Below are 13,586 nucleotides of genomic sequence, written 5' to 3' on the forward strand. Positions count from 1 at the left end.
TTGGTTGGGTGTATTTCATATCTGTTGAAGGAAGAAATGGGGAATTATAAGAAAGTGCTTAGCATTTCTTCAGCATCTTGATTAATTATATATCCGGAATTTTGACACAGTCCTAGCAGAACTCATGCCTAAAAAGAAAAAAGGATGAATAAACAAGAAAAAAATAACACCGCTTATGGCTAAGTTTGGTTCACATATTAAATTTTAGACTACAATATGAATGAATTTAAACGTATTTTTAAATAATATTATTATATTTGCGTATTATTTATACATAGTTCTGCTAGGACTATGTTAGTTAAATAATGTATAATATTAGGCTTCAGGATATTAGATGTTTTTAAGATACGGGAGAGGATGATGATATGGAGCTTTGTTAACTTGTTCTCTGTATTAATATTAAGCAGATTTGATGGATAGAATCCGTTTGGCTATTTGGACTTTTATACTTCTCTTATTCTCTGTTACTATATGGGGAGACGAAATCTATTTCCGGTCTTTGGGAGTAAAAGACGGATTGTCTCAGCCTTCCTCTATAGCAATATGGCAGGATCGGCTGGGGAGAATATGGCTCGGTAATAATGCTGTAAATTGTTATGATGGCATTTCTACTAAAGTAATTCGTTTGTCTGAATATTTCCCGTCTCTCGAAGATGCTAATATTCATAATTTCTGTGGAAATGATTCTACACTATATCTTTTGGCGGAAAACAATATAATCTGTATCGATTTGCAGATGAGGCAACCTTTCATGCCGGAGATTACAGCAACGGCTATTTGTTATTCGGATGATCAGCTTTATGCTGTTGAAGGGCATTCACTTTATAGATGTAATGTCCGGTCGGGAGAAAAAGAGATTTTGTTTTCCGATGAAAGATATGTTTTTACTCTCATAACTCCGATTGGCGATAATCAGTTTTGGATAGGGACGACTACCGGTGTATTGAGAGTCGATCTGACAGAAAAACGGATTATAACCACCTGTTTTCAGGAAGAGAACATAACTACTCAGTTCCTGGACTCGGAATCCCATTTGTGGCTGTCGGCTAAATCTGGTTTAGCTGCTGTTGTTTCATTAAATGGCGAAGCTGTCGTTTTTAATGATCCGGGAGGTTCTTCCATACCCTATATCCATTGCTTTACTGAGGATACTCGGGGGATAATATGGGTGGGGACTTTGGCCGGTCTTTATCGGATAGAGATGAAAACAAATGGTGTTCCGGAAATAATAGGTAACCAGCCGTATATGGCGGAAACTTCGATTACTGCTTTGTTTGCTGACCGGCAAGGAAATTTATGGATTGGACCCTATTATGGTGATATCCGGTATGGAAATATAGATTTGGATGATTTCAAATGTTTTTATAGCGACGAAAAAGTTGAGGATCGTCTGCATGGAACTGTTATCGGTTCTATGGCCGAAGATAAAGAGGGTAATTTGTATGTCGCATCCGAGGGCAGTGGTATAAACGTCTTGAACAAGAACAGGGAAGTAATCCGGCACATCACCAAGGCTACCCACCGATTGCCGGATAATAAGATTCGTGCGCTGTGGTATGATGAGCAGACCGATAACTTGTTTGTCAGTGTCTATAAAAACGGGCTTTATGTATATGACAGGAAAACAGACCGTGTCAGGCAGATCGATTTCTCGTTTATCGATCCGGCCTCTCAGTTGATAATAGAAGAAATTGTGCCTTACCGGGATATGCTGGTGTTGGCCTCTATCCAGGGTATTTTTAAACTTGACAGGGAGAATCTGCATGCCTCTTATCTGTTGGATGATTCGTTGCTGCAACAAAAGTGTTCCGGGAATATCCGTACCGTATACATTGATGACAAGGACCGGTTATGGGTGTCTTCGCTGGAAGAAGGTTTGTTTTCAGTAGATCTGAAATCACAAAAGATACTGTCTGTCTATGGGGATGGCTTGCAAAAAGGGAGCCGTATTCCCAGTGCCGTTAATTCGATTTGTGGTGATTCAAAAAATGGTTTATTCATGTCAACTCTGAATTCAGGGCTTTTATTGTATAATGAGGAAAGGAATGATTTTTCATCTTATAGGGAGCATGACCATTTTTTGCTGAGTGACGTATGTTATAGCGTAACCCGTTCGTTTTATAGGAACCTGATCGTAACAACAGACAAAGGAGTTTCTATTTTGGATATGTCGGTAAAAAAGAAACCTCTTTCTGCCTTTCATATTCCTTTAAGTAATCTGCCTACCCCACTTTCTCTCAGTGGTGATTGTGGTATTTATGTCTCACCGATGGACCGGAATGTTTATGTGGGTACCATATGTGGATTATTTTCTTTTAATGAGCAGAATTTAAATCGTCCGGGTAGGAATTACTCTTTGTTTTTCTCTTCTATCTCAGTGAATAATCAGTTGCTGACACCTGCTGATTCGGAATTTCTTCAACAGGATATCACCTTTTCCTCCAAAATAGAGTTGCCTTATAACCTGAATACAATTAGTCTTACCTTTTCGACAAGTAACTATCTGCTATCAAATTACGGGCAATATGAATATAAGATGGAAGGTCTGGATGAATTGTGGATAACGACTTCCAACAGGACGATTACTTATTCTTCCCTGCGCCCGGGCAAGTATAATCTGATTGTCCGCGAGCTGGATAATCCTCAGAATGAAGTCCAGCTGGAAATTATAATTATGTATCCGTTCTGGCTTTCGTGGCCAATGATATTGCTGTATGTTTGTGTAACAATTTCTATTATAGCCTGGCTGGTTTGGTTCAATAAAACAAAGACTCGACTGATGCTTTCCCTGGAGATGAAAAAGAGGGAGGTGGAGCAAATGGATAAATTGAACCGGGATAATCAGCAATTCCTGACTAATATTTCCAATGAGTTCAGAAAACCTCTGACTGTAATTATTGCTATATTGAATAATATTGTTGCTGATGCGGCAGTTGTAGCCGGTAAAAACCGAATCGGGAAAGTATTGAAGCAGGTCGTTTATTTGCAAGGGTTAATTACCCGGTTACAGACGTTCAACAGAGAGGAGCAGGAAGACGTTGTATTTAGTTTCGGAAATCCTGTCTATGATGCGGAATCGCCTGTGGAAGAGGTATTTGAAACAAAAGATAACACTCTTTATACGATGTTGATAATAGACAGTGACAGCGAGATAAGGGCTTCGCTGAAAGAGACATTTTCGTTTGCCTATCGTTTGATTGAAGCGGAGGATGTAAAGGAGGGTTATTTGATCGCATTGAGAGAACTCCCGGATATTATTTTGAGTGAGATCGATATGGTGGACGGTTCTGGGATAGAATTGTGCCGGATGATTAAGTCGCATGTAGATACATTACATATTCCTGTTATTCTGATGACTTACCAGCCATCTCCGGAACAACAGATTCAAAGTATTCGTTCCGGTGCTGACGATTATGTGGTCAAGCCTTTTTTTATGGATTTACTTCAGCATAGATGTAATTCTTTGGTAAGAAACAGTAAACGTATTTTGTCAAGGTATATCAAGCAGAAAGAGGAGCAGGATTACGTGCCGCTATTGGCAACTAACGTACAGGAAAAAAGACTGTTGGATACGGCTACCCATGTTTTGGAGGAACATCTGGAAGATCCGGATTTCGATATAGCTCACTGGGCTAAATGTATGGGAATGGGGAGGACCAGTTTGTTCAACCAGATTAAGATGGTTACAGGAATGACTCCGAACGATTATATTGTTTCCTTCAAAATGGACCGGGCTAAACTTTTGTTATCGGATGAGTCTTGTTATCCCATAGCGGAAGTAGCCTATCGTGTCGGGTATTCTGACCCGATTTATTTCAGCCGCACCTTCAAGAAGCATGTAGGGGTATCCCCCTTGCAATACAGGAAAAATATGCTGGTGCCGCAGAAAGAGGAAGTATCCTAAAAAAACAGAGAGCCCGCCATATGGCCAGCTCTCCTCTCTCAACTCCCTATTACTCTTTTTCTATCTCAATGTAAGTATCTCGATAGTAAGATTCAGATCTTTTGTCTTGCGGTATATAATAAATGGGCGAAGAATAGTTGTTCTCTGCTTTTACTTTAGCAAAGTTCTCTGTATTGTTCAGTTCTTCGGAATCCGGATATTTTATACGTTCAACTTGTGGTTTGATATGCGTGTAATACGGCGGGAAGTTGATCGGCTCCAACTTCGGATGGCGGGTTCTACGCAATTCTGTCCAACATTCATTGGGTGCCATCAAATTCAGATGGATATACTTCTGTTGCATGATAAACTCCATTTGATCATCCAATGTAGTTGCTTTCTGATATTCTGCTTTCAGGAAATCACCGTATGTCTGAACCGCTTCGGCAGAAGGTTTTTCCGGGAAATAGCGTGGATAATCAGCAGGGCTTGATATGGACAGAGAGTTTACATAGTACCAAAATTCTGTTGAATAAGCCATAGCATCGCTGATATGTTCACCTGCGCTTTTCCCTGTGGAAGCATAGTTTTTAGCAACAACTTCCGCCAGGAGCAACTCTGTTTCGGCCAGCGAGAACATATAGACCGGGAAATTGGCATAGTAATAAGTGGCCGGGTTATACATGGATACGCAGTTGATATCATAGTAACTCAATGTTCCAGCGGCATCGCGGTATGCAGAGTTGTTATTGATATAGGATTTATGGCGTTCCCATGTTCCTTCATCGATGTAATCCGGGCGCATGTTTTCTTCGCTGCCGGCGGCAATAGAGTCGTAAGCCGGCTGGTGGTATAGGTTGTCCATACGGATACCACGATAATCGTTGTAACGTGTCGGAGCAGCTATGGCAGGCAGACGCGGGTCATCGATTCCCGGTTCATATTTCAATCTGTTATGGTTCATTCTTTCCAGGATGACATTTGGAATAAATATCGAAGTGAAACGTTCGAACCATCCGCGGTTGATGGTACCTCCTCCCGGTAAATCCTTTGCAGGATTGGTCGGTAAAAGCCAGGTCATGTCTTTGCTGGGAAGCCCGCCCTGTATCGCCGATGCGATCTGAGCTTTGGCATAAGCTTCGTCGGCAGCAGACATGCGGATCGCAAATTTCAGTCTCAATGCATTGATATACTGTTTCCATAATTGGATATCTCCTTTAAAGGCGAGATCTTGTTTGGCAAAGGTTGCTTTTGCATCCGCAGACATTTTATCGTAATTGGCAACTATGCTTTCCGAAATCTCTTTCAATTCGTCAAGAATTGTTTTAGTAACCTCCAAAGGATCATCATATTCAGCAAACAGAACCCCTTTGTTACCCTGGATGGCATTATAATAGGGGATGCTGTTGAAGAAATCGATGTTGCGGAGCATGGTAAAGTCTTTTATTACAGTCGTCAACTGGTAATATACATAGGCATTTGTTAATACATCACCTGTATATTCTTCTTCGATTAACTGTTTGAAAATAGACCATTTGCTCATCTTGGTATACATGTTATTGAAATAATTGCGTATACCGTTGTCTGCCGAGAATCCGTTACCGGTAGTTACATCTTCAAAATCTTGATAAACACCAGCATAATTACTTGTCATAGGCCGAACGCCGACTTGGGCATAGGCTGTAATACCCCAGCCACCTAATGACCACCACCATTCTCCGTAGTCCTGTACATACACTTGCCATTCGTAAAGTGTTTGTGTGAATAGGCCGGAAGCTAGTTTGTCATCTGGAGCCTGATAAACTTCAGGGTTGTAAAAGTCTTCTTCCAGTTTGTCCTGGCAACCGGAAAATAATAGAGACGTTGCCACCAAACCTGTTAATAATATATTTTTCATAATTCCTTGCATTTAATAGTATAATTAGAAACTAATTGAAGCACCGATACCAAAACTGCGAGTAGAAGGGAAGAATGAATATTCTTCGTAAGAGTTCGTGCCGAGTGTTGATTCTGCGTCAATATTCGGAATAGCCTTATAGAGGTAGAACAGGTTACGTGCAGTAGCTGTCAGAGTTACTTTCTGCAGTTTGACTTTTTCTACGATTCGCTTCGGAATGGTATAAGAAATACCGATTTCACGGAATTTGATATAGTCATTCTTATAAACATTATCAGGTTGTAGATCGGCAGACATATCATGAATATATGTAGAATAGTATTCGTATGCACTTAAGATGATATCGTTCTTACTGCCGTCTTCTTTTACGCCATTAAGTATAAGACCATCATGATATATTCGGTTGTCTTGGGCATTGGCCGGAGCTGTCGCATTGTGTGCGCAGGGCACTTTTACGTTCTGCTCATTGATGTAATAAGCCAGACCACCATGTTTTTCGTCACGATAAGGCAGAGATTCTTTAGACAAACCGTTACCGATCAGGTAATAGTTAGACATTGATAACAATGCTCCACCGAATTTATAGTCGAAACCTAAGTTGATGTTGAAGTTCTTATAGTAGAATGACGTGTTGAAACCGCCGATGAAAGCAGGGTTGACATTGGAGTTTTTCTTGAAACCTGCATCATAATCAAGTTGATAGAAACCATTCGAACTCACAATACGATTGCCATGTTCATCTTTCTTGTAGTCATAGGTAAGTAATTCACCCATTGGTTCACCCACTTCGGCTACCACTTTATATCCTGATCCGCCACCAATGATTTTCTGTGTAATACCCGGGTATAACTTCTTTACAGTTGAATATTGATTGGCTGCCGTGAATGATATGTCCCAACGGAAATCTTTACCTACTAGCGGAGCTCCTTTCAAGAAGATTTCATAACCATAGTTATGTACGTTACCGGCATTGATCCTGATTTCGCTGTATCCGGAAGTGGATGACAATGGAACGGCCATAATTTGGTCATAGACGTTATTGGTATAGTAAGAGAAGTCGAATTCCAGTCTGTTCTGATCGAAGAAGCGCAAGTCCATACCGATTTCATATTCTCTTTTACGTTCAGGTTTCAACTTACCGGAGAAGAGAGAACTAGGAGGTGATACGACGGAAGCTTCGGTTTCAGCAATCTGTCCTAAGCTGAACAGGTTGTTTGCAAAATAGCGGGAAGCAGGACGACCGGCATCGGCCCATGCCATACGTATCTTACCGAACTGCAATTGCGGGATTGGAAGCTGGTCTTTGAAGTTCCAGTTGAATGAGATACCCGGATAGAAGTAGGAGTTATTTCCTGCCGGCAAAGTCGAGGCCCAGTCATTTCTTCCGGTAATTTCAACATAGTAGCGTTCGTCCAAAGCAAGAGTCACACCACCGTACAGACTGTACAAGAAATCAGAGCCACGTGACATACCTCTAACCTTTCCTTTGTCGCCTGCTCCTGGCCATGACCCTTCATTATTCAATGAGTACCAATCCGGATAAAGCATGTCGCCGTAGGTTGATACATTGATGCTCTTATCTTCATTGCTGCGGTAACCTCCACCGAAGAAAGCAAGTACATTCAAACGATCTTTCATGAAATTCTTGTCGAAATTCAACATGGCATCATAATTCTGTACTACATAGCGTTCTTCTTTTCTGGAATATTTTCCACCGACTACATTGGGTTCAACTTGGGTAACCCTGGCTTGTTGGTTATATTCAACATCCGTATAGTCAATACCTCCCTGTAAAACAAGGAATACATTTTTATGGAAATCGAATTTCCCCTTTAATGATGTAATCATGTGGAACTTATCATCCACATTTTTGTTTTCATGTTGGTGCCATAACAAACTCATAATGTTAGAAGCATAACTACTCATCGTGTAATCTTCCAAGTTTCGTTTGTATCCGGATTCGTCTTTATATAGTCGTTCTAGCGTTGAAAATGGTTGATCTCTGTTGACACCAAATGAAACGAGGCTTCCGATATTGGGATAACGGTTTTGGGTGACAATATTATAAATGTTCGAATTGATCTCGAAAGACGCAAATTTTGATGCGTTCATTTTCCCGGAGAAGCTGAGGATATTCTTTTTCTGTTCAAAGTTATCCAAAATACCTTGATATTTGTAATTGGTATAGGAAACACGCATATTACCCATTTCATTACCACCGGCAATGGCAACGTTGACGTTGTCAGAATAACCTTTACGGAAGAAATCCATGAAGTTATCCGGTTGTGCTTCGTAGTTGATAATATTACCGTCTATGTCCATGATCGGTTTTCCGTCGAAAGCGGGTCCGAAGTTGAAGCGGGAAGTACCCAGTCTTCTCATAGAGGTCCCATCGGGTAATTTACCTGTCAATTCATCATATACACTTGTTCCTGTACCGAATTCATTCTGAAAATCAATATAGGAAACCGGTTGTTCAACCGTATATTGGAAAGAAGCCGTTACTCCTAAACCTCTGGTATTAGCCCCTTTTTTGGTTGTGATCAATACAACGCCGTTGGCACCTTCACTACCATATAGAACGGATGCTTTCGCACCTTTCAAGATTTCCATTGATTCGATATCTTCCGGGTTGATATCATTGATACCTGCACCATAATCAAAAGAGTTCAACGGATCATAACCACGGGTTGCCATAGATGATTCCTGGTCATGAATGGGCACACCGTCTACAACGAACAACGGGCGTGTTTTGGAGGATGATTCCAAACTGGCTGCTCCACGAATCTTTATATTTATACCTCCGGTTGGACCTGCTGCACTCGATTGGATACCAACACCGGCAGCTTTACCATATAGAGATGTTAAGGGGTTTGCTGCCTTACCGGCAAGTGTGAATTCATCTCCTTTGATGGTTGTTAATGCATAACCAAGGCTTTTATGAGAACGTTTCATTCCGAGGGCGGTAACAACGACTTCATCGATGGTTTGTGAGTCTTCCACCAATTTGATATCCAGACTTTCCTGTCCTTTATAGGCGATTTCCTGTGTCGTATAACCCAGAAATGAAATTTGTATTATTTCGCCTTTTTTGACTCCATTCAGGACGAATTTTCCATCGCTGTCCGTTATGGTTCCTTTAGAGGTGCCTTTTACCGAGACTGCTGCTCCGGCTATCGGTCCAAGATCGTCTGCGACGATACCTGTAACTTTCCCTGATTGCTGATTAACTTCAGAAGTTTCTCCTATTGTCCCTTCGGATGCGAAGGCATTCCAGGCAGATCCTAATGAGGCCACCAGCAATAATGCGCTGATAGGTCTGTAGATCTTAAACATAATGATTAATTTAATTAGACATATAATTAACAAACGTTTCTTAAAACGTTGCAATGTATGCCTACAATAGGGAATAGAGTTGTTACTAACTGATATTTAACTTGTAACAAAAATACATACGTATGATTTTACATGGAGTTTGTACTAAAATAACAGGTTTGTTGTTTGTTATATTTAAGTTTCCAGGATGGAGGTGGTGAAAAATAATGGAATTTTTTTATTCTGTTAAGAGAAGATATTGGACGAAGTTATTATTAGGTATGGTACAATGCATTTATTCTTATCGAAACATTTTTTCTATTTTTAGTGGGGTCATTTATTTTTTTCATGCGTTTGTATTAAAAGGATCTGTGTAATGTTGGTCATTAAACAGACGTTATGCGGATTATTATATTTAATATGTATGAAAAGCCTCCTAAAAATATATCTATTGTAATCCCTTGCTTTAATGAGGATGCATGTCTTAATGTGTTGTATGAGGAACTGTGTCCGGTAATGGATAAATTATCTTGCCCTTATGAATTAATCTTCGTGGATGATGGAAGTACAGATCATACCCTGGAAACAATATTGTTGTTGTCTGAACAGGATTTTCATGTCCGCTGGTTGAGTTTTTCCCGGAATTTCGGGCATCAGAAAGCATTGAAAGCAGGATTGGATTATTCACGGGGTGAAGTCGTTATTACTATGGATGCAGATATGCAACATCCATCAGCGCTAATTTTTGATATGTTAGCTTGCTGGGCGGATGGATATGATATCGTGGATACGATCCGGATAGATAGTAAACAGTCTAATTGCTTCAAAACAGTTAGCTCTCGTCTTTTTTACCGTTTGATGAATTTTTTATCTGATGTAACGGTAACAGAAGGTTGTGCAGATTTCCGCCTGCTCGACAGGAAAGTAATTGAGGTATTGCGTGGCTGTCGCGAAGAATACCTGTTCTTGCGTGGGATGGTTTCATGGGTCGGTTTTCACAGGATACAGATACCTTATCAGGCTCGGATGCGTTATGCGGGGACTACGAAGTATTCTTTAAAGAAAATGATTTTGTTTGCCGTTTGCGGGATCACCTCTTTCAGTATCCGCCCGCTACGATGGGCCATTCTTTTTGCTGCTTTTTTCGCTTTACTTTCCATCACGGAAATTATTTATGTGCTATATGCTGTTTTTATTTCGGGGCAGGCTGTGACAGGCTGGGCATCTCTGGCTATACTGATTTCTGTGTTGGGGGCAGTGATATTATTAATGCTCGGTATTATAGGAGAGTATTTGGGTAAAATGTTTATGCAGTGCAAGAACCGTCCTGAATATATTGTACGGTCGGAAAATTGTTCGTCCTCTTTTAATGTGTAACCCGCTAAATATAAATACTATGAATATGCCAACAAGGATAAAAAGGTATTGCCCTCTGTTTTTTATACTGGTGATGACGTGTATCGTTTATTATCCTTTGTCAGAAAATGATTTTCTGTATTATTGGGATGATCAATGGTGTGTGATTAATCCGTATACTTCCGGGGGACTTACCTGGGAGAATATTTACCGAATTTTCACAGAGACTCATGGTGGTCAGTATTCACCCCTGAATGAAATAGGCTATGTACTTATTTATTCATTATTCGGGTACTCTCCGGTGATATTTCATTTGGCCGGTTTGGGAGTACATCTGTTGAATGTCGTATTGCTTTATTTTTTTCTTTCCGGTCTATTAACTCAATCATCCCGGCTTGCGACGATGAATAACAAACAAATCGTTTTTCTGGCTACTTTGTTATGGGCAATCCATCCGGTCAACGTAGAGCCGGTTGCCTGGATAAGCGCATCCAAAGTCCTTGTTTATACATCATTTTATTTAACGGGACTTTTATGCTACTTAAAATTTATCCGTACGGAAAAGTTAAGTTATTATGTGGCAACCCTGGCTTTAACTCTTTGTTCCTGTTTAGGGAAAGAACAGGCTGTGGTATTCCCATTATGTTTATTACTGGTCGATTTTGTAACAGATAGAGGACTGCTTCGCCTGAAAATATGGGAAGAAAAACTGCCTTTCCTGTTGCTGTCTCTTTATATGGGAACTATCCCCATGCTAGCACAAGGATTCCGGCGGGAAGAGCTGGATTATCCATTGATCGACCGAGTTGTCTTTGCGGCTTATTCCTTAATCGAATATTTGACAAAATGCTTGATACCCATTAAATTGTCTTATTTGTATCCTTTTCCGATGTTACCGGGATACGCTATGCCTTTCCGCTTCTGGTTTTATCCGGTAGTCGTCATCTTTGTCGTTTATTGCATCTATTTATTGCGACAAAGGAGGATTATTCTTTTCACTTCCTTATTTTTCCTGATACATCTGTTATTTGTACTTCATATTATCCCTATATCACGATTTGCAATAGTGGCCGATCGATATCTCTATTTACCAGGCGTTGCCAGTTGTCTTCTTATGGCCTATCTGTTTGTAACAATCATGCATTTAAAAGAAAAACGAGTTCGGAGGATGATGATTGTGAGTTTGATTATCTATTCATGTTATTTGGGCTGTTACACGAATTATTATGTCAGGCAATGGAAAAATAGCGATAGTGTGAAAAAGGAACTTCGGGAGTTGATAAACGAGCGAGAGGATATAAAAAATATGCAGGAGTTACAGCAACTCATGCGTAATCAATAAGTAATAACAATTAAAGTTGGAGGTAAGCATGAAAAAGAAAAGCTTTCTGAAAATCGGTGGAGCAATGCTCCTTTTGGCAATTGTGTTAAACATCCAATACGCCTGGAGTGGCTATGGTGTTAAGGATCATCCGCTTCATTTAGAAGTGTTGGGGCAGAGTAATGATACCGGAACGAGTGGTGATATTGAGACACATTCTCTTTGGTCACGGCTAGCATCATCATGTACAATGGATGTTGAAGGGGAACCTGGTTCTGAGGTTTCTGTTTTTGGAATAAAAGTTAAAATTAGAGCTGATGGGATTGCTCCTATAATTGTTAGTGATGCTTCAGTAAAATGTCAACGTGGAGGTAATGCACAATGTACTCCTTTCTTTTGTGCGGACTTTTGGAAACAAATGACTGAAATGTATGGTACACCTGCTACGCAGTAACTTAGGAAAGATACTGCTCTGAAAGCAAATCGGTTTTATAGAACTGATCATTTTAGAGCAGTATTTATTGGTATAAATGCTAAATAGTAAAAGTATGAAGAAAAATATATTGTATGTATTGTTGATTTTTATATCTATTGCATGTGATTTAACAAAAGAAGATAAGAAAAATACTGTGAGAGGAGATATCGTTTCTATACCGATAACGGAAATGGAAACTGATTACGGTAAATTATCCGATTTTGCAGAGGATATAAAAATGATTCCTCTTGAATTTTCGGGTGATTGTATATTGGACAAAGTTGAAAAGATTGTGATGTCTGACAGTTGTATTTTCATAATGGAAAGATATAATCAAAAGGGTATTTACGTTTTCGATCATAGTGGAAAATATTTATATAGGGTTGGAAATTGTGGACAGGGACCTGACGAATTTGTTGATTTATCTGATTTTTCGTTGAATGAAGAGCAACAACTTATTTATTTGTATGACATAATGAGAAAGAAAGTTCTTATTTTTTCTTTTGAAGGAGATTTTATAAAGGATATACAGATGAATTATTACGCAGATAAGTTTGAGTATCAAGATAACTTATTTTACCTATATAGGGAAAGTCCGGTTATGGGTGATCCTGCTTATTCTTTGGTAATCAAAGATGATAAAGGAAAAACGATTAATAAGTATTATCCGCTTATTAATAAATCTCCATATATTCATGATTGCATTTTCCGAAAACTCGATAATGAAATTCTTTTTGCAGAATACATGCGTGATTCTGTTTTTAGTGTAAGAAGTGGAGAGTTAACTCCAAAATATTTTATTGATTATAAAGATAAATCAATGAGTAAGATAGATCGTGAAAGTATTTTGAAAGGAACTCGTATGGCTCTGACAGTTTTATTGGAATGTAAGAAAATGGCAGGTATTGAGGATATATTTGAAATAAACGATAAAGTATTTATTAACAATACCAATGTAGTTGTTCCTAAGTTTACGGTTTATGACAAGAAGACACAAGAAGTCAAAACATTTAGCTATATACTGAATGATTTTTTGTTTATCGGTTTTGATCATCCTATTGGTCAATATAAAGATAATTTGATATCAATTGTTGGACAAGAAGATTTTCAAACGGCGATAGATGATGGTTTTAAATATTGGCAGAAAAAAGGTATTCTGACTGCTGAAAGAGCTAAAGAATTAAGGGCGATGATTGAGGAACGTTTTCCGGATCGGAATAATCTGGGGGAGACTAACCCGGTACTCTTTTTGATGAAAGTAAAGAAGTGATGGTTAGATAGGGTTGATAATTTATTCGTGTTATTTGGGTAATTAAAAAATATGTAGGAGTTACAGCAA

The 13,586-nt window shown here is 39.3% G+C and carries 7 protein-coding genes; 5 read left to right on the forward strand and 2 right to left on the reverse strand.

The genetic code is table 11. The features are described from left to right. Positions 1–412 precede the first annotated feature (412 nt). Positions 413–3,904: a helix-turn-helix domain-containing protein gene (locus tag NBH15_RS15150; RefSeq protein ID WP_244050738.1), complete on the forward strand. Its 3,492-nt coding sequence runs from the start codon at positions 413–415 to the stop codon at positions 3,902–3,904. 49 nt (positions 3,905–3,953) lie between these two features. Here NBH15_RS15150 and NBH15_RS15155 read toward each other — a convergent pair whose 3' ends face one another. Further along, positions 3,954–5,780 (reverse strand): SusD/RagB family nutrient-binding outer membrane lipoprotein, encoded by a 1,827-nt coding sequence (locus NBH15_RS15155; protein ID WP_233567581.1) that lies wholly within the window; start codon positions 5,778–5,780, stop codon positions 3,954–3,956. Positions 5,781–5,804: 24 nt separating this feature from the next. Next, positions 5,805–9,116: a SusC/RagA family TonB-linked outer membrane protein gene (locus NBH15_RS15160; RefSeq protein ID WP_128135636.1), complete on the reverse strand. Its 3,312-nt coding sequence runs from the start codon at positions 9,114–9,116 to the stop codon at positions 5,805–5,807. Positions 9,117–9,515: 399 nt separating this feature from the next. Between NBH15_RS15160 and NBH15_RS15165 the strand changes: the two genes are divergently transcribed. The 4 genes from NBH15_RS15165 (at position 9,516) to NBH15_RS15180 (ending at position 13,517) form a co-directional block, all read left to right on the forward strand. Next, positions 9,516–10,472: a glycosyltransferase family 2 protein gene (locus NBH15_RS15165; protein ID WP_250823007.1), complete on the forward strand. Its 957-nt coding sequence runs from the start codon at positions 9,516–9,518 to the stop codon at positions 10,470–10,472. A gap of 25 nt (positions 10,473–10,497) precedes the next feature. Further along, positions 10,498–11,793 carry a glycosyltransferase family protein gene (locus NBH15_RS15170; RefSeq protein ID WP_250822992.1) on the forward strand — a complete coding sequence of 432 codons (1,296 nt, stop codon included), beginning with the start codon at positions 10,498–10,500 and terminating at the stop codon, positions 11,791–11,793. Positions 11,794–11,821: 28 nt separating this feature from the next. Continuing rightward, entirely contained in the window at positions 11,822–12,226 is a 405-nt protein-coding gene (locus tag NBH15_RS15175) for a hypothetical protein (protein WP_128135760.1), read from the forward strand. 94 nt (positions 12,227–12,320) lie between these two features. Next, positions 12,321–13,517, forward strand: a complete 1,197-nt coding sequence (locus tag NBH15_RS15180; protein WP_128135761.1) for a DUF4934 domain-containing protein — start codon at positions 12,321–12,323, stop codon at positions 13,515–13,517. Positions 13,518–13,586 lie beyond the last annotated feature (69 nt).

It is taken from the genome of Parabacteroides caeci (assembly GCF_023656795.1).
Classification (GTDB): domain Bacteria; phylum Bacteroidota; class Bacteroidia; order Bacteroidales; family Tannerellaceae; genus Parabacteroides; species Parabacteroides segnis.